The sequence below is a fragment of the Pararhizobium sp. IMCC21322 genome (genome assembly GCF_030758295.1).
Classification (GTDB): Bacteria; Pseudomonadota; Alphaproteobacteria; order Rhizobiales.
On the sequence record NZ_CP132335.1, the window covers coordinates 2567047 to 2591473 of the forward strand.

Annotated in this window: 26 protein-coding genes; 13 read left to right on the forward strand and 13 right to left on the reverse strand. The window is 53.5% G+C overall.

Annotated elements, in window-relative coordinates; translation table 11 throughout:
- Nucleotides 1-66: 66 nt before the first annotated feature.
- Genes RAL91_RS12175 through RAL91_RS12190 form a run of 4 tightly spaced genes read right to left on the reverse strand, consistent with a single transcriptional unit; the run spans nt 67 to nt 2583 of the window.
- Entirely contained in the window at nt 67-543 is a 477-nt protein-coding gene (locus RAL91_RS12175) for a DUF6505 family protein (protein ID WP_306262628.1), read from the reverse strand.
- Entirely contained in the window at nt 540-1268 is a 729-nt protein-coding gene (locus RAL91_RS12180) for a biotin/lipoate--protein ligase family protein (protein ID WP_306262630.1), read from the reverse strand. The genes RAL91_RS12175 and RAL91_RS12180 overlap by 4 nt, the downstream gene beginning before the upstream one ends.
- Nucleotides 1265-2374 (reverse strand): Mrp/NBP35 family ATP-binding protein, encoded by a 1110-nt coding sequence (locus RAL91_RS12185; protein WP_306262631.1) that lies wholly within the window; start codon nt 2372-2374, stop codon nt 1265-1267. The genes RAL91_RS12180 and RAL91_RS12185 overlap by 4 nt, the downstream gene beginning before the upstream one ends.
- Nucleotides 2371-2583 carry a DUF6494 family protein gene (locus tag RAL91_RS12190; RefSeq protein ID WP_306262632.1) on the reverse strand — a complete coding sequence of 71 codons (213 nt, stop codon included), beginning with the start codon at nt 2581-2583 and terminating at the stop codon, nt 2371-2373. The genes RAL91_RS12185 and RAL91_RS12190 overlap by 4 nt, the downstream gene beginning before the upstream one ends.
- 120 nt (nt 2584-2703) lie before the next feature.
- On the opposite strand from RAL91_RS12190, the gene RAL91_RS12195 reads away from it, so the two are divergent.
- Both RAL91_RS12195 and RAL91_RS12200 read left to right on the forward strand, forming a co-directional pair.
- A complete protein-coding gene (locus tag RAL91_RS12195) occupies nt 2704-3489 on the forward strand; it encodes a cytochrome c (protein WP_306262634.1) in 786 nt (261 codons plus the stop codon).
- 292 nt (nt 3490-3781) lie between these two features.
- A complete protein-coding gene (locus RAL91_RS12200) occupies nt 3782-4948 on the forward strand; it encodes an acetate/propionate family kinase (RefSeq protein ID WP_306262635.1) in 1167 nt (388 codons plus the stop codon).
- 40 nt (nt 4949-4988) lie between these two features.
- Here the strand turns inward: RAL91_RS12200 and RAL91_RS12205 are convergent, their stop codons facing one another.
- Nucleotides 4989-5567: a histidine phosphatase family protein gene (locus tag RAL91_RS12205; protein WP_306262637.1), complete on the reverse strand. Its 579-nt coding sequence runs from the start codon at nt 5565-5567 to the stop codon at nt 4989-4991.
- Nucleotides 5568-5579: 12 nt separating this feature from the next.
- The gene (locus RAL91_RS12210) at nt 5580-7571 is read right to left on the reverse strand and encodes a 4Fe-4S binding protein (RefSeq protein ID WP_306262639.1); all 1992 of its coding nucleotides are present in this window, start codon (nt 7569-7571) and stop codon (nt 5580-5582) included.
- A 146-nt stretch (nt 7572-7717) separates the two neighbouring features.
- Here RAL91_RS12210 and RAL91_RS12215 point away from each other — a divergent pair, with 146 nt between their 5' ends.
- The 10 genes from RAL91_RS12215 to RAL91_RS12260 all read left to right on the forward strand — a co-directional run bounded on the left by RAL91_RS12215 (nt 7718) and on the right by RAL91_RS12260 (nt 17720).
- On the forward strand, nt 7718-8311 hold the full coding sequence (locus RAL91_RS12215; RefSeq protein WP_306262641.1) for a DUF3305 domain-containing protein: 594 nt from the start codon (nt 7718-7720) through the stop codon (nt 8309-8311).
- Nucleotides 8308-9024 carry a DUF3306 domain-containing protein gene (locus RAL91_RS12220; RefSeq protein ID WP_306262643.1) on the forward strand — a complete coding sequence of 239 codons (717 nt, stop codon included), beginning with the start codon at nt 8308-8310 and terminating at the stop codon, nt 9022-9024. The genes RAL91_RS12215 and RAL91_RS12220 overlap by 4 nt, the downstream gene beginning before the upstream one ends.
- Nucleotides 9025-9196: 172 nt before the next feature.
- Nucleotides 9197-9808, forward strand: a complete 612-nt coding sequence (locus tag RAL91_RS12225) for a molecular chaperone (RefSeq protein WP_306262644.1) — start codon at nt 9197-9199, stop codon at nt 9806-9808.
- Between the two features lie 47 nt (nt 9809-9855).
- A complete protein-coding gene (locus tag RAL91_RS12230; protein ID WP_306262646.1) occupies nt 9856-10044 on the forward strand; it encodes a twin-arginine translocation signal domain-containing protein in 189 nt (62 codons plus the stop codon).
- A 128-nt stretch (nt 10045-10172) separates the two neighbouring features.
- Nucleotides 10173-13145: a formate dehydrogenase subunit alpha gene (locus RAL91_RS12235; RefSeq protein WP_306262648.1), complete on the forward strand. Its 2973-nt coding sequence runs from the start codon at nt 10173-10175 to the stop codon at nt 13143-13145.
- A gap of 12 nt (nt 13146-13157) precedes the next feature.
- A complete protein-coding gene (gene fdh3B / locus RAL91_RS12240) occupies nt 13158-13766 on the forward strand; it encodes a formate dehydrogenase FDH3 subunit beta (protein ID WP_306262649.1) in 609 nt (202 codons plus the stop codon).
- Nucleotides 13767-13948: 182 nt separating this feature from the next.
- Nucleotides 13949-15256, forward strand: coding sequence for a formate dehydrogenase subunit gamma (locus RAL91_RS12245; protein ID WP_306262651.1), 1308 nt, complete (start codon nt 13949-13951; stop codon nt 15254-15256).
- Nucleotides 15257-15258: 2 nt separating this feature from the next.
- On the forward strand, nt 15259-16620 hold the full coding sequence (locus RAL91_RS12250) for a c-type cytochrome (protein WP_306262653.1): 1362 nt from the start codon (nt 15259-15261) through the stop codon (nt 16618-16620).
- 25 nt (nt 16621-16645) lie between these two features.
- Complete coding sequence (locus RAL91_RS12255; RefSeq protein ID WP_306262655.1) at nt 16646-16774, forward strand: hypothetical protein; 129 nt, start codon at nt 16646-16648, stop codon at nt 16772-16774.
- 67 nt (nt 16775-16841) lie between these two features.
- Nucleotides 16842-17720, forward strand: coding sequence for a helix-turn-helix transcriptional regulator (locus RAL91_RS12260; RefSeq protein ID WP_306262657.1), 879 nt, complete (start codon nt 16842-16844; stop codon nt 17718-17720).
- 9 nt (nt 17721-17729) lie between these two features.
- Here the strand turns inward: RAL91_RS12260 and RAL91_RS12265 are convergent, their stop codons facing one another.
- From RAL91_RS12265 to phnD, 7 genes are all read right to left on the reverse strand, one after another.
- A complete protein-coding gene (locus RAL91_RS12265; RefSeq protein ID WP_371932516.1) occupies nt 17730-18551 on the reverse strand; it encodes a substrate-binding domain-containing protein in 822 nt (273 codons plus the stop codon).
- Between the two features lie 21 nt (nt 18552-18572).
- Nucleotides 18573-19322 carry an ATP-binding cassette domain-containing protein gene (locus tag RAL91_RS12270; protein WP_306262659.1) on the reverse strand — a complete coding sequence of 250 codons (750 nt, stop codon included), beginning with the start codon at nt 19320-19322 and terminating at the stop codon, nt 18573-18575.
- Nucleotides 19315-20022 carry an ABC transporter permease gene (locus RAL91_RS12275; protein ID WP_306262661.1) on the reverse strand — a complete coding sequence of 236 codons (708 nt, stop codon included), beginning with the start codon at nt 20020-20022 and terminating at the stop codon, nt 19315-19317. Before RAL91_RS12275 ends, RAL91_RS12270 begins: the two co-directional genes overlap by 8 nt.
- A gap of 127 nt (nt 20023-20149) precedes the next feature.
- Entirely contained in the window at nt 20150-20968 is an 819-nt protein-coding gene (gene phnE, locus RAL91_RS12280) for a phosphonate ABC transporter, permease protein PhnE (RefSeq protein WP_306262663.1), read from the reverse strand.
- Complete coding sequence (gene phnE, locus RAL91_RS12285) at nt 20968-21804, reverse strand: phosphonate ABC transporter, permease protein PhnE (protein ID WP_306262665.1); 837 nt, start codon at nt 21802-21804, stop codon at nt 20968-20970. Before phnE (RAL91_RS12285) ends, phnE (RAL91_RS12280) begins: the two co-directional genes overlap by 1 nt.
- Nucleotides 21801-22595 carry a phosphonate ABC transporter ATP-binding protein gene (gene phnC / locus RAL91_RS12290; protein ID WP_306262668.1) on the reverse strand — a complete coding sequence of 265 codons (795 nt, stop codon included), beginning with the start codon at nt 22593-22595 and terminating at the stop codon, nt 21801-21803. Before phnC ends, phnE (RAL91_RS12285) begins: the two co-directional genes overlap by 4 nt.
- Nucleotides 22596-22682: 87 nt before the next feature.
- Nucleotides 22683-23684, reverse strand: coding sequence for a phosphate/phosphite/phosphonate ABC transporter substrate-binding protein (gene phnD / locus RAL91_RS12295; protein ID WP_306262669.1), 1002 nt, complete (start codon nt 23682-23684; stop codon nt 22683-22685).
- A gap of 211 nt (nt 23685-23895) precedes the next feature.
- On the opposite strand from phnD, the gene RAL91_RS12300 reads away from it, so the two are divergent.
- Nucleotides 23896-24333, forward strand: coding sequence for an NUDIX hydrolase (locus tag RAL91_RS12300; RefSeq protein ID WP_306262670.1), 438 nt, complete (start codon nt 23896-23898; stop codon nt 24331-24333).
- Nucleotides 24334-24427: the final 94 nt, after the last annotated feature.

The following is a 24427-nucleotide window of genomic DNA, read 5'->3' on the forward strand; positions in this document are numbered from 1 at the left end:
GATATCAAAAGCTAAGCCTGACAGTCTGAATCAGATTGTCAGGCTGTTGCAACGTGGCAGCGTTGCCTATTCCATCTCTCCATGGACCGCAAACTGCGCCAGATCCGCATCTTGCGGTTTGAGAACGCGAAAACTTTCTTTAACGCCGCTTTCGACAAGTTCACGTTCGACAATCAGCAAGGTGTTGTCTTCATGATCTTCGCACATCTGGCGCATGTGTTCGATTTCTTCAACGGCAGGACCGCGTGCAGCTTCAAGACTGGGCGCGCCATAGCGCTGAACAAAATGGACCGAGAGCCTGTCGATCAGATCATCATATTCGCGCTGGCTGATGGCCGTGACAGCCACAAAGGTCGACCGTCCAAAGCTTTCAAGACCCATCCAGCCATTTGCGAATGCCTGGCGTCCTTTGCCAGTCAGCTCCGCTTCGGTCCAATTGGAAAACTCGAACGCACCAGAAAGCGCCCATTCATCCAGTTCTGCCGTGTTTTCAAATACATTCAGGTCTGAATCGTCGAAACGAATTGTTCGGGCCAGTTTCATGCCGTCGCCTCCAACTGTTGGGTGAGTGGAATGATATGCGTCCTGTCATCATCTTTCAAAAGCATGCCGCCCAACTCATCAAGGCCCATGAAAACGCCTTTACGCGGTATTTCGATTGGCTCACCCAGTGAATCGCACTTGCTGCGCCAAGCTGCATGCAATGGCGCAAATCCATCATCCACATAGCGGTTTATCCAGACCAGCGTGTGGCGTGACCAGCCCTCAATCAACTGCGTGCGGGTAATTTCGCCACAGCCTTCCTCAACCAAAGTGGTTTGATTGGGGCTATCGCCAGGCTCATATTCGTGATCGGGCAAAAGTGGCAGCTCGATGCCAATGACGATCCAATTGGGTTCCTGATCCGGCTTTGTGGTGTCGGCGGCAATTTTTATGCGGCCGCATAGTCCACCATTGACCTTGATCCGGTCTGGCCATTGAAAATGAACAGCCACTTCAGGAGGCGCGAGCGCACCAAGACTGTCACTCAAGCCCAAAAAGGCAGCAAACACGGCACCAATGGCAGTCTCCAAAGGCTCTTCAGGTGCAAGGACCAGCGCGGCTTTTGCCGTGTTTTTGTCTTCCGACCAAACGATCAATCCCGGATCAATCCCGCGCATGGCCGAAGAAATCGCCTTGGAAAAGGGGTCAAGATTTGCGCGAAGTGGTTCACCACGAAACATTGGCGGGAACTGCGGCACTTCCGGATCAGGTTGGCCAAGGATCATTTCATTGCATCCGATTTCATCAAATTCTCAGCGACATCCCAGAAGGCCTTTGTCTGCGGACTGTCCGGCTTGGCGGCCACAATAGGCGCGCCGCCATCGCTGGCAATGCGGATATCCAGATCCAACGGAATTTCGCCCAGAAAGGGAACACCCAGCTTTTCGGCTTCAGCCTTTGCACCGCCATGACCGAATGGATGATGCACCGTCTGGCAGGTTGTGCAGACAAAAGACGACATGTTTTCGATAATGCCCAGAATGGGGGTGTTCATTTTCTGAAACATATCGATGCCCTTACGAGCGTCAATCAGTGCAATGTCCTGAGGCGTCGAGACAATAACGACACCATCGACCTCGGCCTTTTGGCACAGGGTCATCTGCACATCCCCGGTACCGGGTGGCAAATCGACCAGAAGCACATCAAGACGGCCCCATTGCACTTGTGTAAGCATCTGTTGCAAGGCGCCCATCAGCATTGGACCACGCCAGACAACGGCTTCATCTTCACCGGTCATCAGGCCAATCGACATCAGCGTAACGCCGTGGTTGCGCAGGGGCAGGATGATATGACCATCAGGGCTGGATGGCCGTCCGGAAACGCCCAGCATACGTGGCTGGCTGGGTCCGTACACATCAGCATCCAGCAGACCGACCCGTTTGCCCTGCGCGGCCAGAGCCACAGCCAGATTGGACGACACGGTTGATTTGCCAACACCGCCCTTGCCAGACGCGATCGCGATGATCCGATCAACGCCGGGCACGCGCTTTGACGCGCCTTCCAAAGGCTTGGGTGCTTTGATCGGGAATCCGGGAGGTGCGCTTTTTGGCGCTGCCGCAGCAGGTTTTGCCTGGCCTTCGCCAGAGTGTGCGGTCATCACCACATTTACGGCAACAATACCTGGGACGGATTTTACCGCTTCCTCCGCCGCTTTGCGCAAGGGTTCCATGGCTGATCCACGGTTGGGATCAACTTCCAGAATGAAGCTGACCCGTTCGCCATTGACGCCTAATCCCTGCACCTGGCCTGTGGAGATGATGTCTTTTCCCTGCGCCGGGTCAATAATTTTGGAAAGGGCGGCCCTTACTGCCTCAAGCGTTGGTTCGCTCATTGAGTATCCATCAGGGCGATGTCACCTTCGACCACATGCTCAAGTTCGACGCCTTCGAGCGTCAGAACCATGCGCGCTTTCAATGGTCCGTCCCCCAGTGAGCCAGCATCTCTGGCCGTACGGACTGCTTCCTCTATTTCCTGTTGAGAGGTCACGCCTACCTTCTTCAGAAATTTGCGAAGGGACATATTGAAGGCTTCATTGTCCATGCTGGTCTCCCTGTTTATATGGGTGCAATTGGTTTGCACCTCAAATGGCTGCGTCACTTGTTTTCTTGCACAGCACATTTCTCTGCGATTAAGGTGTAGCGAATATCCAGGGAGAGGGAAATGCCTGTCAAACATCTGATAGGAAGTCTTTTGATATCCGCGTTAGCTGTTTTGGGGCTAAAGCTGCCCATCGTCGTTGCGCAGGAAGCTGATCTGCGACTGATTGTCCCGGATCACCTGATCGAAAGCGGTCTCGCACAACATTTGTTTCCGAGGTTTCGCTTCAAGACTCGAATTCGGGTTGAGGCGATTCTGGAAGGGGAAAATGGCGCTGCAAGCCTGCTGCCCGAAGCCGGCGATGGTATCGCTGTCATGAGTTCAGCGGATGGCGTGCCGTATCATCTGGTATCAATCTCTGCCGACCCGGCCCAACAGGAGAAAATTGCCAAATTGCTGGACTGGCTGCAAAGCGGTCCGGGGCGAGCGGCGATTGAAAGTTTCAAACCAGACGGCAGTCAATTGTTCACGCCGGGTGCCAAAAAAATTATCGAAGAAGTGAAAATTGAAATTGAAGGCGATGCAAATCTTGGCTCAAAACTTGCCTTGTTGCATTGTGGTCGATGTCATGTTGTCGACAGCCGCAATCCCTTTGGCGGCATTGGCTCAACGCCTTCTTTTGGTGCGCTGAAAACGCTCCCGGATTGGCCCGAAAGCTTCGCCGCTTTCTGGACCATCAATCCGCATCCCGCGTTTACCCAGATTGAAGGCATCACCGAACCGTTTGATCCCGCACGCCCGTCGCCTATCGCACCTCTCGTCATGACAATCGAGGAAGTTGAGGCAATCGCCTCGTTCGTTTCAAAAATGCCGACGAAAGATTTGGGGGGCACTGTTGAGGCCCGATAAGTGTTTTTAAAATTGGTCACATCTTTTGGGTGAAACGGTTCTGAATAATCATATCAATCGACGGGTCTTGGACTGTTCGTGTTTGCCCCAGAATCAGATTAAGTAATCTTGCTGTCATGCCGAACCGGCAGAAACTGGCTATTCATCAACCTGTAGGGAAACGGATGTTGTTCAAAGACACCCCTGAGTTTGCCCATGTCATGGGCGCTAGTCCGTCCCACAAAGCAAATGACAATCGGTCCAGAATGACCATTCAAACCATGGCGGTTTACTTCAGCGAAGCTGCATGGCGATGACAGGCATCCTTATCCTGAACACCGGCTCCTCGTCGCTGAAATTTGGTCTGTATCGAGCGTCTTTGGAACCAGAGATGTTGGTGGACGGGCAGGTGGACAGGATCGGGCTGGCTGCCCGATTGAGTGTCAAAAGTGATGCTTCCACATTTGATCAACCCGTTACCGCTGCAACCCATTCTGAAGCATTGGCCGTCGTTTTAAAAGCCCTGGAATCACATCGGGAAGGTTTGGAGATTGTCGGAATTGGCCACCGCATCGTCCATGGAGGCGTCCATTTTACGGAACCCGCCGTTTTGACACCTTCGACCATTGAGGCTTTGCAAAAACTCTGCCCGTTGGCCCCACTGCATCAACCCCACAATCTGGCTGGTGTGGAAATGGCGCGTAAGGCGTTTCCGGACGCCGTGCAGATCGGCTGTTTCGATACATCCTTCCACCGCAGCCATCCATGGGTCAACGACACGTTTGCATTGCCACGCTTTTTTTATGATCAGGGCGTCCGCCGTTACGGGTTTCATGGGTTGAGTTACGATTACATCACCGGCGTTCTTGCCAGGGACTATCCGGAGTTGCATCAGGGCCGTGTTGTGGTCGCGCATTTGGGAAATGGCGCGTCCATGTGCGCCATAAAAGCTGGCAGAAGCATTGGCTCGACTATGGGATTCACGGCGCTGGATGGATTGCCGATGGGCACGCGCTGCGGTCAGCTTGACCCTGGCGTTGTGCTTTACATGATGCAGCAAAATGGCATGAGCCCAGAGGACGTGAACAACCTTCTATACACGCGCAGCGGGCTTTTGGGCCTGTCCGGGCAATCCAGCGATATGCGCAGCCTGTTAGCGTCAGAAAATCCACAAGCCGCTGAAGCAATTGACTATTATGTGTTTCGTGCGCGGCGTGAAATTGGCGCCATGACCGCTGTACTCAGCGGCTTGGACGCGTTGGTGTTTTGTGGTGGCATTGGTGAGAACGCAGCTGTGATCCGGGAGAGGATTGTCGATGGTCTGGACTATCTGGGCCTCTCTGTAGATCAGGCTCAAAACCAGGAAAATGCCCATGACATAGGAAATGGTGCAACACGCCTGATGGTTATTCCCACAGATGAGGAGCGCATTATTGCGCGCGCTGTTCAGGCACATTTGCCATCTGCCCCTGAGGCTTAACCAATCTCACCTTACCTTGAGCTTTGGCAGCGGGACGGGCTTAAAGCTCTTCCATTGGCAGCCAGTGGTGAATCGGGTGCCGGGTTGCCAGATCGATTTTAAAGAAGTTACCGCCGCCAGCAGGTTGATCGAATGCGCGCGAGATCGGCACGCTTGCAAAATAGCAATAAAGCAGCGTTCCAACACCGCCATGCCCCACAATCAGCAGATCGCCCGCACCGTGGTCTTGGATGGCTGATATCACCTCGGTGACAATTCGGCCTTGGGCATCAATGGCGCGTTCCCAGCCATCAATACTTTGATGAGGGCGTTCAAAGAATCGGTTTGCAGTGTCTTCAAAAACGTCGGGAGACAAAAACCCCGTCGCACTGCGGTCATTCTCATGAGTGGCTGGCCGCTCTTGGACTTTCAGCTTTAATGGCCTTGCCAGCATGTCTGCGGTTTCAACGGCTTTTCGTTCTGAACTGCTGATAATCGACGTGGTGCTCTGCAGTGAATGCGAATGGCTAACGCTTTCGGTTCGCGATCTGCCAATGTCCGAAAGACCCCAATCCGGTACCGCAACTGCCGGGTCCACCCGCACCTGTGGGTGCGAGAGATAGCGCAACACACCTGACACGATGGTAGTTCCCTATTCCGTATCGTCCAGTTTACCAGCCAGATAGTCGTCTGTTGTGCGGATTTTAGGCCGCTCACCAGCCTGGAACGGTGAGTTGTCGCCGTGATATTGCGCTCTCACGCGGCAGTCATCGCACATCTGAATAAGCTTGGAATTGTCGGAATTTGTATACATCCAGTGTTTGCCCTCAAGCTTCTCAACCACTTTGTTGATCGTGCTTTTGACACCAAACGGCTTACCGCATTCGATGCACTCGAACGGCTCTTCCTCATGCAGCATTTGCGGAATGATTGCTTGCTTGGAAAGGTTCAGTTGGGGCTTCAGAGTGATTGCGCTCTCCGGACACGTGCTTTTGCAAATGCCACACTGCAGGCAGGCGCTTTCCTGAAAATTCACCGCCGGACGGTCAGCATGATCTGTCAGAGCCCCCACGGGACACAGAGAAATGCAGGACAGGCAAAGCGTACAAAGCTCTTTGTCAATTACGACAGCGCCATAGGGTGCGCCTTCCGGCAATTCGATAGGCGCTTCGACGTGCGGCGACAAAGTCGCAGAAGCAAGCCGGGTCACATCACGGCGGCTGCCAAGCGGCAGGATAGGTTCCACCTTGATCGGCTCGATCGGGCGATCATACAAAATAGCTTCCAGATCGTCCGGAGCTTCAGGGCGCAGCAAGCGCACCAACTCGGGATTGTGGCCACCACCTTCAAGAATTGCGCGCGCGATTTCAATCTCTGTTTCCGGCGCAGTCAGATCCGTTTTCGGCCCGGCCAACAGCAATGCTTCGGTGAAACCAACGCCCATCGCCGCAATTAGCTCTGCATGCCCCACGCCCTCGACATTGGAGACGTCCACCGGAATAACATCGGCCGGTAAACCACGCCCAAAACGCGCAGAGAGGCGGATCATTTCCCCACCATGTTCCTCGTCATGGAACAGAACTCTGGGCGATACCCCGCCGGCATCCCGAAATGTCTGTGAAAGGATTCGCAGGCGACGGAACAGGTAATCAACTGAAGGATCATCATAGCTGGCAGCGCCAGAAGGGCAGACCGCTGCACATGCGCCGCAACCGGCACAGATGTTTTCGTCGATGAAGACAACATCTCCCGCAGGCGAAATAGCGCCCGTCGGGCAAATGTTCAGACACTTGTTACAGCCGGTTTGCTGCGCCCGCGAATGGGCACAGATCGATGGGTCGAAACGAATGTAGAGAGGTTTTTCAAACGTCCCCACCATTTGCGACGCGTCAAAAATAGCGCGTTCAACACCCAGCTTGTCATTTGGATCAGCATGGAAATAACCATCACGTTTTTCCGGCGCCGGAAACAGCGGTGCCTGGCCACTGATATCCAGTATGATATCGCACCGTGAACGGGCACCATCTTTAGGCGCAAGAAATCCCGGATCGCCGCGCCCGGTGCGTTGCATGGGGGCGTACTGATCAACAATCACCTCAAACTTGCCAATTGTTCCACTGGCCTTGGAAATGTTTCCGATCGCAAGATCATAGCTGTTGACCGGACGCACAAAGTCCGGTGCTTCTGTCATAATGCAGGTGACTGCCAACACATCAGAGAGGCGTTTAGCCGCAGTCAGGGCGGTCTCATCAGCGCCGAGAATCAAACAAACCCCCTCAGAGGTCACATCCCTGGAGGGCGTCTGCGGGCGTGGGAGTGCTATTTCTGCAAGCAGAGCTGCCTGTTTTGGAATGGCATTTTCGTCGTCTGTCCAGCCTGCACGGTCGCGAATATCAACCGTCTGCAAACGTTCGCTTGCACCAAGCTCCTCAGCAAGGTTTTCAAAGAAATCAGCCTCTTGGCGGCATGCAATTGTTACATCGCCACCCTCTGACAAGGCATCAGTGGCCACTTGAACCTGGTCGGTGCACAAAAAGCTGCACGCTGTTACGCCCTCAACACCTGCGGCTTTACCCAGAGTTTCAGGATTAAGCGCCATGGACCCGGCGCAATCGCAGACCAGCAGTCGTTTTATATCCGGCATCGATCAACCCCAACATATCCAAATTGCGAATTGCGTATCATATCGCGGCGATGCAATCTCTAGACTCGGATTTTTTGCAAATTTATAGTTTCGCCAGCCTATAGTGATGTCGACGACAACGACAAGTGTCCTTTTGGGAGAAGTTCATGGAGACGAGCAAGATTACAATGCCGTTGGGCATCGTGATCCGCCGGCAACCTGGTGTGACCCGGTGGGCCAAACATGTTTGGCGCGTGGTCGCTGTCTTGCCGGGAGCCGGTCCGGCTGATTGGGCAGAACTCAGACGGGATGGCGATGTGGTGGAATTCCATGCAGCCACCGTTTCACTTGATCTGCATCGGGCTGATGCCGAGGCCTACATGGTATCGCTCAGCATGGAGCCGCCGACTGTGTTTGTTATTCTGCGCCGCGATGACGATCCGCAATCACTACATGATTATGCCGTTCACACCGCCACAGCATCAGCATACGAGGCTCAGGATTATCAGGATAGCGGTGAGGAAATCGTCGAACCTGTACCAATGCCAGAGGGGCTGGTTGCCTGGGTTCGGTCATTCACGGACGTTCATTTCGAGGAAGAACAATTCAAAAAGCGCAAACGCCGCAGATACTTTGAAGATTTGAAGGAGGACGGCATCGGAGATCCCAGAATTCGTCAGACTGCAGATGTGTATCGCACCCCCTCGCAGACCAAGCCAACACAGTCGGGTCCGGACAAGCCCAAGGAAACGCTGCATTGAGTGCTGAGGACAAATATTCATCTGATACCGGGTCGGGCCAACGGGATTTCCTGTCCAGATGGTCGCAGCGAAAGGCGGAGGCAAAGCAGAAGCCCGCTGCCAATCAGGAACAGCTGCAGACCGAAGATCCGCAAGATTTAGCAGATGATGTGTCAATACAGCTCACTGCGGAAGAATTGGACTTGCTCAGCGACGAGCAGGTGTTGGACCATTTTGATCTGCCAGACCCAGACGCTCTCAAGCAGGGCGATGATTTCACCGTCTTTATGAAATCCGCAATTCCCGCACGCATTAGAAATCGCGCTCTCAGAAAGCTTTGGCTCAGTAACCCGGCGCTGGCGAATGTGGATATGCTGGTGGATTACGGAGATGATTTCACAGATGCGGCGACAGTGGTGCCCGGCATGCAGACAGCCTACCAGGTTGGCAAAGGGATCATTCGCAAGATCGAGGAATTGGCAGACAGTGACGAATCAGAAGAAACCGAGAGCGTGGTGGCAGAGGCCGAAACCCATCCTGATATGGTTTCCGATGAAGATATCCCGCCAAACGACCAAGACCCAGGTGTTGAAACCAATTTAGCAGCGCTGCCGCATGAAGAGCCCCCGACAGATTCTGCAAACCCGGAGCTGGAACTTGTGGAGTTGGATGCCGAGGAACTCCTGACCCCGGTCAGACCATTGAATCGCATGCGGTTCAACTTTGATGGATGACCTCCCAAGTATGGTTGGTCAGGTGTGGAACGAATTTGCAAACTGCCATTATCTGAGGCGTCATATGTCGAAAGTGTCTCACCATTTTGTCGCAACACATTCGTTGGACAGAAAACCAGACCGGTGTTATTCTGGGTTTTGAATGTAACGTTCGACATGCTCGGGGAGGGGTATGGCAACAGATCATGCAGCCAAGTTGGATAATGTCAGCGCCGAAGATTTGCTTCGGGCGGACATGTACGACTTTCTGAGTGCTTTTCTGGCCCGCCCGCCTTCCGGAATTCTTCTCACACAATCTGCCAAGCTTGAAGGTGATGACAGCGAGATCGGTCGCGGTATTGCCGCTTTGGCACGTTTGGCTGATGCTGTTGATCCAAGAGATGCGCATAGTGAGTTCAATGCGCTCTTCATCGGATTGGGTCGCGGCGAATTGTTGCCTCATGGCAGTTACTACCTGACAGGCTTTCTGAATGAAAAACCGCTGGCCAGGCTGCGCGCCGATATGGCGCGCCTTGGTATTGAGCGTGAGGAAAATGTCTACGAGCCGGAAGACAACATAGCATCTGTGTGTGAGATGATGTCTGGCCTTATTCGCGGCCGCTTTGGCGCACCCGCAACTATATCTGAACAAAAAGAATTCTTCGAAGCGCATCTGGCCCCTTGGGTGGAGTTGTTCTTCAAGGATCTGGAATCCGCTGAAACGTCGGTACTCTATGCGCCAATCGGTACGATTGGCCGGGCCTTTACGAGTATTGAGGAAAACGGATTTCGGATGGAAGGCTAAGCCCTTCAAACGACGGGCCGCACAAGCGGCCGGAAAAGGAGAGGAAAATGAGCGAAAAAGCCACGACAGCAAGTCGGCGGGATTTTCTGAAACTTGCAGGAGCTGGTGCGCCAGTTGCAGCAGTGGCAGTGATCACCGGTGGCGGCACGGAAGCTGAAGCAGCCGAGCCAATGACCGGTGAAGGTCTGCGCAAGACAGAGCATGTGCAGAAATATCTGGAATCGGCACGCTTCTAACGAAAGTTGGGAAAAATCATATCCGGGGGACGGTTGCGTGACGCCCAGACCCTGCATGATTGGACCCAGTTGGTTCGTCAAAGACCAACAAAGAAACCGGGCCGCAAGGCCTATTTGGAGGAAAACCTATGCTTAGGAAAAAGACGAACGGGATTGCGCGACGCTCCCGTGACGAGTCGGTCCTTTCCCGTGCAGCATCAACTTCGGTTGATCGGCGTGGATTTTTGCGTGGATCCGGTCTGGCTATTGGCGGACTGGCAGCGTTGACAGCAACTGGCGGTACAGTGCGCAAGGCGGAAGCCCAGGGCGCGGCCAGCGGTAATGTCAAAAACATCAAATCAGTTTGTACACACTGTTCGGTCGGTTGCACCGTGATTGCCGAGGTCGATAATGGTGTGTGGGTCGGGCAGGAGCCTGGCTGGGACAGCCCGTTCAATCTGGGTGCCCATTGCGCAAAAGGCGCGGCAGTGCGCGAACACGCGCATGGCGAACGCCGCCTGAAATATCCCATGAAGCTCGTCAATGGCGAGTGGACCCGTTTGAGTTGGGACGACGCCATCAATGAGATTGGCGACGGCATGATGAAAATGCGCGAAGAAAGCGGCCCGGATTCTGTGTATTGGCTGGGTTCAGCCAAACACAGCAATGAACAGGCCTATCTGTTCCGCAAATTTGCTGGTTATTGGGGCACCAATAACGTGGATCATCAGGCGCGTATTTGTCACTCGACCACAGTTGCCGGTGTTGCAAACACCTGGGGCTATGGTGCAATGACCAATAGCTACAATGATATTCATAATTCCAAGGCGATCTTCATTATCGGCGGCAATCCCGCAGAAGCGCATCCCGTTTCATTGCTGCACGTCTTGCGTGCCAAGGAACAGAACAACGCGCCTTTGATCGTCTGCGACCCGCGCTTCACGCGCACAGCAGCGCATGCCGATGAGTATGTTCGCTTCCGTCCAGGCTCCGATATTGGTCTGGTGTGGGGTCTTCTGTGGCACATTTTTGAAAATGGCTGGGAAGACAAGGAATTCATCCGCACGCGTGTCTGGGGTATGGACCAGATCAGGGAAGAAGTTGCCAAATGGACGCCGGAAGAAGTTGAGCGGGTAACAGGTGTTCCCGGGTCTCAAATGCGCCGGGTTGCCAGAACACTGGTCAACAATCGTCCCGGAACTGTCATCTGGTGTATGGGTGGCACTCAGCACACCAATGGCAACAATAACACCCGGGCTTACTGCATTCTGCAACTGGCGCTGGGTAATATGGGCACATCCGGTGGCGGCACTAATATTTTCCGTGGCCATGACAATGTTCAGGGTGCAACGGATCTTGGTGTTCTGTCACATACACTGCCTGGCTATTATGGTCTTGCCATGGGCTCCTGGGCTCACTGGGCGCGTGTATGGGAAGAAGATCTGGATTGGATAAAAGGCCAATTTGCAACCATCAAGGGCGCTGACGGCAAAGACAAGAACCTGATGACATCAACCGGTATACCGGTCTCTCGCTGGATTGATGGTGTGCTTGAGGATGTCGAAAATATAGATCAGGACACAAATGTCCGGGCGATGGTTCTGTGGGGCCATGCGCCCAACTCTCAGACCCGTATGGTCGAAATGAAAACGGCCATGGAAAAACTCGACATGCTGGTCGTGGTCGATCCATATCCGACCGTCTCTGCTGTTTTGTCTGATCGCAAGGATGGTGTCTATCTGCTGCCAGCCTGTACCCAGTTCGAAACACGTGGCTCGGTCACCGCTTCAAACCGGTCCATTCAATGGCGCGACAAGGTGGTTGATCCGCTTTACGAAAGCCTGCCGGATCACACGATCATCGCGAAATTCGCCAAGAAATTTGGTTGGGCTGATCGCTTCTTCCGGAACATTGCCCTGGAAGGTGATGAGCCGGTTGTTGAAGATGTCACGCGTGAGTTTAACCGTGGCATGTGGACTGTTGGCTATACCGGACAATCTCCGGAGCGTATCAAGCTTCACATGGCCAATCAGCACACCTTCCATCGCACGACGTTGCAAGCGGTTGGTGGCCCGGCTGATGGTGACTATTACGGATTGCCTTGGCCTTGCTGGGGAACCGCGGAAATGGGTCATCCCGGAACACCAAATCTGTACGATATGTCCAAGCGCGTCAGCGAAGGCGGCCTGACTTTCCGGGCACGTTTTGGTGTTGAACGTGATGGTGACAATTTGTTGGCAGAAGGCGTTTACTCGCTGGATTCTGACATTCAGGATGGATATCCGGAATTCACCTACGCAATGCTGCAGGAGCTTGGCTGGCATACTGAACTGACCGATGAAGAACGGGCGGAAATAGCGCGCGCTTCCGGGATTCCAGAATTCCAGAAGGGTAAAAAAGAAGTGGGTGAGGCTGGCATGAGCCCATTCCCGTCTGACTTTGATGCCAAAGTTGCCAAGGTGAACTGGAAAACCGATTTGTCCGGCGGTATTCAGCGGGTGGCGATCAAGCACGAATGTGCGCCATTCGGGAATGCCAAAGCCCGTGCAGTGGTCTGGACCTTCCCGGATCCAGTGCCGATTCATCGTGAGCCGCTCTACACAAATCGCCGCGATCTGGTTGAAGACTATCCAACCTATGAGGACCGCAAGTTCTATCGTCTGCCGACACTTTATGCGTCGATCCAGAAACAGGACTTCTCGAAGGATTATCCGATGATCCTGACCTCTGGGCGTTTGGTTGAGTATGAAGGCGGCGGTGATGAATCGCGGTCCAACCCCTGGCTTGCTGAATTGCAGCAGGACATGTTCGTGGAAATCAACCCGCGTGACGCCAATGATCTTGGCATCAGGGATGGTAAACAGGTCTGGGTCGAAGGCCCTGAAGGCGGCAAGGTGAAGGTCATGGCGATGGTTACGGAGCGCGTTGGCTCCGGGGTTGCGTTCATGCCATTCCACTTTGGTGGTCATTTCCAGGGAGAAGACCAAAGAAGCAAATACCCAAAAGGCGCTGATCCTTATGTGCTCGGCGAATCCTCAAACACAGCTCAGACTTACGGCTATGACTCGGTCACTCAAATGCAAGAGACCAAGGCAACGCTCTGTAAGATCTGGTCGGCATAGGGAGAATAGATTATGGCACTTGGAGGACAGGCTAGAGCCAAATTCCTTTGCGACGCGGAACGCTGCATTGAATGCAACGCCTGCGTCACAGCCTGCAAAAACGAGCATGAGGTGCCTTGGGGTATCAACCGCCGTCGTGTGGTGACCATCAATGATGGTAACCCCGGCGAACGGTCGATCTCTGTCGCCTGCATGCATTGCTCTGATGCACCATGTATGGCTGTCTGCCCGGTTGATTGTTTCTACCAGACAGAAGATGGCATCGTGCTGCACTCAAAAGATCTGTGCATCGGGTGTGGTTATTGCTTCTATGCGTGTCCGTTTGGCGCGCCGCAATTCCCGCAAGCTGGCAATTTCGGCTCCCGTGGCAAAATGGACAAATGTACATTCTGCGCAGGTGGCCCGGAAGAGACCCATTCCACGGTCGAGTTCCAGAAATACGGACGTAACCGTATTGCAGAAGGCAAACTGCCGATCTGTGCTGAAATGTGCTCAACCAAGGCGTTGCTTGCAGGTGATGGCGATGACGTATCCGCGATTTATCGCGAGCGCGTTGTGGCCCGCGGCTTCGGCTCCGGCGCCTGGGGTTGGGGTACAGCCTACGGCCAGAAGGGCAACTGAGCCCAGTTCGCCCGACTTCCGATCAGCCGGTCTCAGATCAGCAGATCATGACTTCGGCAAATTTTGGAGACGGGCCGCTAGATGCGGCCCGTTTTCGTCTGCCCTATCACTAAGCAAAACATCTTTGCTCCGGGGCGCTTTTTTGAAATTTTCAAGCATCCGTTAAGAAGGACAAAGCGATCATGTTCGCATCTGAATTGGCAAAAGTGACAAGGGCGACTTCACAAAGTCTGGCACTCGCTGTCCTCCTGGTCTTTGGATCTCTGCTTGTTGCCAGTTCCGGATTTGCCCAGGATGGTGACCCAGCAGCAAATCAATCGGAAAGTGCCGATCCTGAGGACGCACGGTCCAGCACAGGGGGCGCTCAGACCCTTGAGGACATTCTGCGCCGTCAGCGCGGAGAGCCGGTTGATGACGCGTTTCGCCGTTCCCAAACCGGCGCCGCAGCAAATGCAGATGCACTTTCGTCGCAGCTTGGTGTCAGAGGGGCTGCCTCTGACTCGGATATATACAGACAATTGAGGTTTGGAACCGGCGATATTACGGTCTCAACTGGTAAGCCTGTGGACCGAATCCTCATTCAGGATGGCGGCATGCGTTGGCTCGAATGGCGAGAAGGCCCCTTGGCCACCTACGGCGCATATGCGTTGGGAGGCACGATCCTGTTGCTGGCACTGTTTTATCTTCTGCGCGGGCGCATCAAGGTAGAACACGGCTTGTCCGGCGTCCTGATGCAGCGCTTTTCCGCCATTGAGCGGTTTGGGCATTGGTTACTGGCCATTTCTTTCATTTTACTGGCCCTGACCGGGTTATGGCTGCTGTTCGGCAGAATCGTGTTGATCGAGTGGTTCGGAGCGGAGCTTTATTCGCAAATCGCCATTGCTGGCAAATGGGTGCACAATAATGTGGCCTGGGCGTTTATTGCAGGGTTGGTCCTGATCTTCTTTCAGTGGGTCTTTCAGAATATTCCCAACCGGCACGACCTCGTCTGGTTGCTGAAAGGTGGCGGAATTTTCGTGAAGGGCGTTCATCCCCCGGCCAAAAAGTTCAATGCGGGTCAAAAGATTATTTTCTGGAGCGTCATTCTGCTTGGCGCATCGGTGTCAGCGTCCGGCATATCGTTGCTGTTTCCGTTTGAATTTCCGATGTTTGCGGCAACATTTGCCAAAATCAACGAACTTGCACTCTTTGTGGGGCAGGAGACCAATCTTCCCACCGAACTGCAGCTTCATGAGGAAATGCAATACGCCCAACTCTGGCACTCTATTATAGCCTTCGCGATGACTGTTATCATTCTTGCCCATATCTATATTGGTTCGGTTGGCATGCAGGGCGCTTTTGCGGCTATGGGGTCAGGCAAGGTGGACAAAAACTGGGCCAAGGAGCACCACAATCTGTGGGTGGACAAGGTCGAAGCGGACGAGGCGAAAAAGAATTCCAAAGCCTCTAAACCGGACGACCCTGCGCAAACAGCACAGCCCGCTGAATAGTCATGAGGCTGTCAGCCAATAAGGTGAAAGCCCTGGCCGCTGCCGTTTATTTGCTGACCGCAAGCCTGGCAGTGGCAAATGACGGGTTTGAACGTCTCAGCGGCCATGGCGGCCCGGTTATGGGTGTTGCCGCAGCCAATGACACGAACGCAAAACTCAGCGCCAGTTTCGATTATTCGGTTGGGTACTGGACGGGTGGCAAACCGACATGGCTGGAAGGCCACAAGGCTGCAGTTAACAGCGTTGCATTTCTGGGAAATGATCGTGCAGTGTCTGGTGGCGATGACTCTACGCTGATCCTTTGGGATTTGAGATCTGCAAAAATGCTGCAGCGGCTTGAAGGCCACACAGCAAAAATCATGTCCGTAACTGTGTCGGCAGACAGCACGCTTATTGCGTCCGCAAGCTGGGACAGCCGCATTGGCCTTTGGGATGCGGACACTGGCGCGTTGCGCGTATGGCTGACAGGCCACAAAAGCGGTGTGAATGATGTCGCGTTCAGCAAGGACGGCACACTTTTGTATTCCGCTTCGATGGATGGGACCGTCAGAAGCTGGAATGTCGCAGATGGCAGTCCAGAACGGGTAGAGGTCAATCACGGCTTTGGCGTAAATCGGCTCGTGGTCAATGACCGCGAAGGCTGGCTGGCCTATGGAAGCCTGGATGGCGGTACAAGGGTCATCGACGTCGAAAATGGTAACGTGATTGCTGACGTGACACTTGAACGACGTCCTATCTTGGCGCTGGCTCTCAACTCTGACGCAAGTCGGCTCTCGGTTGGTGACGGTGATGGTTACATAATGGTCCTTGATACCAGGGACTGGTCCGTTGCCCGCGATTTTCGGGCGGCAAAATCAGGACCGGTCTGGGCTCTGGCTTATACAAATGATGGACGTCTCCTGTCCGGAGGGCTGGATGAAGCCGTTACGGTCTGGCCGGAAGAGGGGCGTGTCGCGGCGCAAGGCGCGGACCAGCAACCGTTCCATCGTCCGCCGAATGAAATGGAAAACGGTGAGCGGCAATTCGTGCGCAAATGTTCCATTTGCCACAGCCTGGGTACAGATGTGAACAGGCAGGCAGGTCCGCCGCTTGGCGGTGTCTTCGGTCGCCTGGCTGGAACTGTGGAAGGATACAATTATTCCTCCGCGTTGACCGGCAATGATCTCGTCTGGAATGACGACACCATCAACGCGTTGTTTGATGTGGGACCTGATGAGTTGACCCCCGGTTCAAAAATGCCGATGCAGAGAATTACCGATGCGCAGGACCGAATTGATCTGGTAGAGTATCTGAAAAGAGCAACCGATCCGGATGCGCCGGGCACCAATACAGACAGACAAAACGGTCAGGTCGAGGCTGAATAGTCCACTAATGAGAGGAATTTAGAACATGCGTGCGTTTCTTTGTGCAATTGTTGCGATTGCCGGAATTGCAGTCCTGTTTGATTACGGACTGCCAAGGGTTGATATTCCCGGTGTAGACAGTAGCGACAATAATTCTGTGCGGCTGGATGATTAGTTGGGCACAGTAAGCTGAAAAAACAGACTGTTGGCCTCCGTTCGGAATACAGCATGACCGACCCTCAATGACTGACCCTCAATTCCTCACGACTAAAGAACTTGCCGATATTTTGCGCGTGAAGGAGCGTAAGGTCTATGATCTTGCAAGCGCCGGGGAAATTCCCTGTCGCCGCATTACCGGCAAGTTGCTCTTTCCCAAATCCGAGGTTGATGCCTGGTTAAGTGGTGCCAAGCCCGCTGGCCCGGTACAAACCAAAATCCTGCCTCATATCATTGCAGGCAGTCACGACCCGTTGCTGGATTGGGCGATCCGTGAAAGCGGGTGTGGTCTTGCAACTTTTTTCGACGGAAGTATGGATGGGCTTGACCAATTGAAGTCCGGTCAGGCTATGGCCGCCGGAGTTCATTTGGTGGAAGACAGCGGTAACGAGTGGAACCTGTCATTCGTGCGGAATGCATTTTCCGAGGAACCGGTGGTTCTGATGGAATGGGCGCGGCGCGAGCAGGGGCTTATCCTGTCTGCCAAACTGGCTTCAATTACATCTCTCTCAGAGTTGAAAGGCAAGCGGATTGCGCAGCGACAGCCAGCATCAGGCGCAGGGCGGTTATTCCTGCACGAACTGAAAGCCAAAGGCATCAGGCCGCAGGACTTTGAATTGCTTCCAGATTATGCCCGGACGGAAACAGATGCTGCCCTGACCGTTGTGTCCGGCAAGGCCGACGCAGCTCCCGGGCTTTCAGGCCTGGCCAGACAATTTGACCTTGGTTTTCTGCCAATTGTAACGGAACGCTACGATCTGCTGGTCGACCGCCGCTCATGGTTTGAGCCGCCCATGCAGGCTCTTCTTAAGTTTTGCTGTTCATCTGAATTTCAACAACACGCCGCCGATATTGGCGGGTATGATTTATCCAGCCACGGCAAAATACACTGGAATGGTGCTTAGGCACCGCCTCTATTTGGCATTCGGGAAAAACAATTGCTGCCCGTCACGCTGGTAAGCGGCAATGGCATCCTGGCCATCTGACGATAGAATCCAGTCGATAAACTGACTGGCCAAATCGGTTTTCACATTCGGGCAGCGATCCGGGTTGATATCCAAAATTCCATATTGGTTGAACATGGCCGGATCACCTTCCACAACTATTGTGTGGTTTGCCTTGTTGCCAAATGCAATCCATGTGGCACGGTCGGTCATCACATAGGCATCCATACCAATGCCGACATTCAGTGTAGCGCCCATGCCGGAGCCGGTTTCGCGATACCAGCTTCCACTGGCCGCAGGCGCATCAACTCCGGCACTGTTCCAAAGGCTGAGTTCTTTCTTGTGGGTGCCACTGTCATCACCACGAGACGCAAACGCAGCTTTGGTTTCAGCAATCTTTTGCAAAGAAGGAGCCACATCATTGCTGCCGGCAATGCCTGCAGGGTCAGAAGCCGGGCCCACAATCACGAAATCATTATACATGACGTCGGATCGGGTCAGGCCGTATCCGTCAGCGACGAATTTTTCCTCCGATGATTTCGCGTGAACCAGAAGCACATCACCATCGCAATTTGTTGCGTTTTTGATAGCCTGTCCTGTGCCAACCGCGACAACCCGGACTTCGATACCAGACATCTCTTTTAACCGGGGCAAAAGCGCATCATAGAGCCCGGAATTCTGGGTCGACGTGGTCGATTGAACAATAATGAAATCATCAGCCGAGGCTGACCCCATCAAGGCAGTCTGTGCCAGAAGGCAAAGCCCGGTCAGATGACAAAGATATCTGTTCATTTCATGTCTCCCGGTAAATGTTCAAACCAGCAATTCACCCTTCAGATATGCCATCGCTTCTGGTGATTGCGGCTCTGTAAAGAAGCTCTCTGCAGGTGAGTGCTCATGTGCAAACCCCTGATGTAGAAAGACCACATCAGAGGCCAGCCGTTTGGCCTGGCCGATGTCATGCGTAACCAGCACGATTTTGGTTCCATGATTGCTGGCCTGCAGAACCAGCTTTTCAATGGCTTGCGTCGCCTGAGGGTCGAGGCTTGCAGTTGGTTCGTCCAGCAGCAACAATTTAGGATGGGCCGCAAGCGCTCGCACCAGTGCCAGGCGTTGTTGCTCCCCACCGGACAGCAATCTGGCAGGCGAACTGGACAGTTGCTCCAGATCAGCCATCTGCAACAATTCAGCAAGCCGCGTGGGCCGGTCTTTGCGGTTCACGCCACGCAGTTTAAGTGCGTGGGTCAAATTCCCTTTTACCGACCGTCGCAACATCACCGGTGTTTGGAACACAAGGGCAATATCGCGAGAGGCTATGCCACATGCGTGTACATGTCCGGCAGTGGGCAACAGCAGCCTTGCGAGCAGACGCAGGGTCAATGATTTGCCAGCTCCGTTCGGTCCCATCACTATGGTGATGCCATTGTTGCGGAGGGAAATTGTCAGCCCGTCGACAAGCTTTCTGGAGCCTGCTGCAAACACCACATTTTCCAGTTTGGCGATCAGCCTGGCTGAATTGTGCTCTGCGCCTTCATGCAGTTGAACGATATCTGCTTCAGGCATAGGCAAACCGCTCCATGCTGGTGCGCAGGGACATGAGCGCAGCGTTTATGGAGATGGACAGCAGAACCAGAATGATACCGAGGCCCAGGGCAAGCGCCAATTCACCTTTGGAGGTTTCAAGCGCAATTGCTGTGGTCATGACACGGGTGACATGATTGATATTGCCACCCACAATCATAACCGCACCAACTTCAGCCAGCGCCCGGCCCATACCGGCCAGCGCAGCTGTAATCAGCGAATAGCGCGCATCCCACAACAAGGTGGATAAGACGTCACGTCGGCGTGCGCTCATGGAGCGCAACAATTCGCTGTACTCGCCATTCAGGTCTTCAACGATCTGCCGTGTGAGGGCGGCGACAATGGGGGTCACAAGCAGGGTCTGTGCAATGATCATTGCCGTTGGTGTGTAGAGCAGCTGCCAGCTACCAAGCGGTCCGGCACCGGACAGAAACAGATAAACCGTCAGACCAACAACAACCGGGGGCAATCCCATCAGTGAACTGATGAACACCACAATCATGCCTCTTCCGGGAAAACGGGAAATGGCCAACAAAGCACCAAGTGGAAACCCTAACAGGCAAGAGATGCCAACTGCGCTGAGTGTGACAGTCAGAGACAAGCCCACTATTTCAAACAGATCGGCATCCAGACTGACGATCAGATTGAAGGCAGCTAAAAAAGCAGCCTGGATATCCTGCATTTGCCTCTCCTAAAAATGCATTCAAGTGTATTTTTATGCATTATTTGTTGTAATTTACCAGTTTTGCAGAAAAAAACAACAAACACGCGCTTTTTCAAACGCGTGTTTCCGGGAGTGCATGTTGGTATCAGATGATTGCGCCGCGCACCTTTGCAGAAACCCATTCACTGATGAGAACTGCAACGAGGATGACCAGCAGGATTAGACTGACCTGCGGCCAAGCCAGCGTATTCAGTGACCCCTGCAATTGCAGGCCGATGCCGCCTGCGCCAACCAGCCCAAGAACGGTTGATTCGCGAATATTGATGTCCCAGCGGAACACCGCAATCCCGGCAAAGGCGGGTAGGATTTGGGGCACAATACCGTAAGCCATCACCTGCCAGCGGCTGGCACCTGTGGCCGCAATGGCTTCAACCTGGCTCTGATCAATTTCCTCAATCGCCTCATAGAGCAGTTTGGCACAGAAACCGATGGATCGGATGGTGATGGCCAGCATGCCCGCAAAGATACCCGGTCCAACAATAGCCACCAGCAGCAGCGCCCATATCAACGAGTTGATCGAGCGTGACGAGACGATAATCAGCAAGGCAATGGGCCGGATGATATAGCGGTTGGGGGTTGTGTTGCGCGCTGCCAGAAAAGCAACGGGGACAGCCAGAATCAGGGAGAACAATGTTCCCAGCGTTGCAATGTTCAACGTATCCCAAATGGGTTCCCAGAGCGTATCAATATAGCCCCAGCGCGGCGGCAGGGCGCGCGAGCCGATATCAGCCGCAATGCGCGGTGCGTCCCACACAAAAAACCATTCGGTTGCGTCAGAAATCTGAGCCCAGCAATAGAGAAAGATGATGGTGCCAAACAGCCAGCCTGCCCAGTTCAACAATTGACTGTTGCGGTCGCGCCGTTGCCAGACTTTCAGTCCGCTTTTGTTGGATGAAACTGGCATTACTGAACCTTTGCGCGAATGATGCCGGACAGATATTCCAGCATCATGACGACGACGATGATAATTAGAAGAATGGCTGCGGCCGTATCAAACTCATAGCGGTCAAAGGCCGTGTTGAGGGTGGCTCCGATGCCACCTGCACCCACCAGCCCCAAAACGGCGGATTCGCGAAAGTTGATATCAAGTCGATAGATCGACAGCCCGATAAGGCGCGGCATGATCTGGGGTTGAACGCCGTAATTGATCCATTGTGTCCATGTGGAGCCAGTGGCGCGAATGGCTTCAGCCTGAACCTTGTCCATATCCTCAATATCTTCTGCCAGCAGTTTGGCCAGAAAACCAATCGTCGCGAAACTCAAAGTCAGAAAACCGGCCAGCGGACCAAATCCGAAAATCGCCACAAGAAGAATGGCAACGATAATCTCGTTCAAGGCACGCGATACGGCAACAATGCCGCGGCAGACGATGTACACCGGCAGCGGCGCAATGTTTCGCGCGGCACCAAGGCCAATTGGAATGGAAATCAAAATGCCAACGACCGTTGAGGCAATGGTCATCTCGACGCTTTCAATAAGACCTTCTCTGATATCCACAGCACGTGAGCTGAAATCAGGATTGGCAAAGCCCAGAACGAATTGCAGGCCGCGGTCCAGACCCTCGCTAACGCGGGCCCAGTTCACCTCAAGGGAGCCAATCGCCAGAATAAGATACACGATAGTGCCGATGGTTAGACCCCACCGCCACATGTTGGATTGAATGAATGCAGGCTTCTGCCATTGACGACCAACCAGATCTTCCAGTCGGACATCTGTATGTAGGGTAGAGGTGCGGTTCATGAGGCAACGTCTTGCAAGTCTTCTTCATCCACTTTCTGGATGGTTTCCTTCCAGTCTTCCTCACCATAAATTTTGGTCAACACATCTGGGGTCAGGCCTTCTGGCGGACCGTCAAACTGAACGACCCCGAAGCGCAGGCCGATGACACGTTGGACAAACATCTGGGCCAGCGCCACATCGTGAATATTGATGATGGCAGCCAGGTCCCGTTCCTCGCACAACTCGCAAATCAAACGCATGATCTGGCGAGAGGTTTTTGGGTCAAGCGACGCAGTCGGTTCATCCACCAACAGCAGGGCAGGGTCCTGAATCAGCGCGCGGGCAATTCCGACACGCTGCCGTTGTCCGCCTGACAATTCGTCAGCGCGCTTATCCGCCATGGGCAGAAGGCCAACACGGTCCAGCAGGCGAAATGCTTCATCCACATCTTTTTGCGGGAATTTGCGAAAATAACTGCGCCAGAAGCCCACATAGCCAAGCCGTCCGGACAAGACATTTTCCATCACGGTCAGCCGCTCAACCAGTGCATATTCCTGAAAAATCATCCCCATCCTGCGCCGCTCGCGGCGTAATCCGCCAGCGCCAAGGGCGGTCAGTTCAACATCGTCCAGAATAGCCTTGCCTGATGATGGGGTCACCAAGCGGTTGATGCAGCGGATCAGTGTTGATTTTCCGGCACCCGAAGGGCCGATCAGGGCCACTACCTGACCACTGGGAATCTCCAAAGTTACATCAGTCAGCGCTTTATCGCCGGTGGGGTAGACTTTGGTAAGCTGTTCTAATTTGAGCATAAATATCCCGTAAGGTGATACAATTAACGGGTGCGCGTTTGGTCTGAAACACGCACCCGTTCTATTGGCTTAGAAATTATCCAAAAATCACTGACAGGAGTAGGAAACACCGTTGGCAGTATCAATTTTGCGGATAACATCCCAGAACTCAATGTAGGTCATTTCCAGGAACTGGCCTTCATTGGATTTTTCAAACTCTTCCTGAAGGCTGGTACCTTCCCATTCAAAGCTGAAAAACGCTTCCCGAATTTTGGCTTGCAGATCTGGAGTCAGATTGTGAGCAACACCAAAGCCTGTCGTTGGGAAAGTCTGTGATTTGTAGATTGTTTTGACCTGCTCAGGTTTAATCACGTCGCGGCTGATCATCCGTTTCAGGACGGAGTTTGCGATCGACGCAGCAGGATAATCCTTGTTGGCAACACCAAGAATGGAATTGTCATGCTTGCCGGAAAAAGCCGGTTCAAAATCACGCTCGGCTTCCATATCGAAGTCGGCTTTCAGGATGGCACTGGGTGCTTTAAAGCCTGAATTCGAAGTTGGTGAAGTGAAGGCGAGTTGCTTGCCTTTGATGTCTTCCACCTTATCAATGCCGGAACCCGGATAGGTGATGATTTCCATTTCATAACCAAAATTACCGTCCTTGGACGCCATGATGGTGAATGGATTGAAGCCGGCACAATTCACTGCCAGAGGATTTGAACCCGTGTTGAAACCAGCAATATGCAGGCGCCCGGAACGCATGGCTTCAATCTGTGCAGCGTTGGACTGAACAGGGAAGAACAACGTTTTCTTGCCGGTAACAGCTTCAAGATGCGTCAGGAAATCCGCCCAGGCTTCTTTGTAAACTGCAGGATCTTCAACTGGAGTATAGGCAAAAATCAGCGTATCGGGATCAGCCAGCTTGGACGCATCTGTTGGTGTGTCAGCCAGAAGGTCCCCGTCACGATCGCAATATCGCTCATCCAGAGTGCCGCGAGGGCAGTCTTCCACATGGGAAGCCGCGAATGATGTTGGAACCGCACCCAACATCAAAGCAACAGTTCCTACCAGAGCAGCGCAGCTGCCCATCAGTCGCTTACTTAATTTCATCCCGTTCTCCTTGCTTTTCTTTTTTTGATAATAGTTTATTAGTCGGTTAAATAATTCTTTGCAATCAGCGAGTCGTTTTTGGCAGTAGCAAAAACACATTTCTGGCTAAGCAATTCGACCTATACCACCGGGCCACGTCAGTCCGATGACGTTTGTTTTTTTTCGTCACAGAATCGCTGTACACCCTGAAAATCAAAGGAATCCAAAGATAATGCCTCGTGGCACCCAAACCCAGATGGCCGCTCTCCCACTCAGACTATCAGATAGTGGAGACTGGCGCATTCTCATGATCACCTCACGCGATACAGGGCGTTGGGTACTGCCTAAAGGCTGGCCCATGAAGGGCAAAAAACTGCATCAGGCAGCTGAACAGGAAGCCCTGGAAGAAGCGGGCGTCATAGGGCAAATCTCGAAGGAGCCTATCGGTGTCTACCACTATCTGAAACGCATTGAAGATGGTGCAGATATCCCGTGCGAGGTGGTGCTGTATCCAATGCGGGTTACAAAGTTGCTGCGCCGTTGGCCCGAGCGTAACGAACGCAAACGGAAATGGTTTTCCGCCAATGGTGCCGCGAAGCGGGTTATGGAAGACGATCTGAAGGACCTTCTGGTTTCCATCAAGCAGAACCCGAAAAAGCTGGGTATTTAGGTCCTTTTTCCAGCCCTTTGACCCGGATAGGTAAAACTTGTTGGAGCGGAGAGATCTGCCACCGACGCGTGGCGCTGTTGTTGCTTGAGACCAT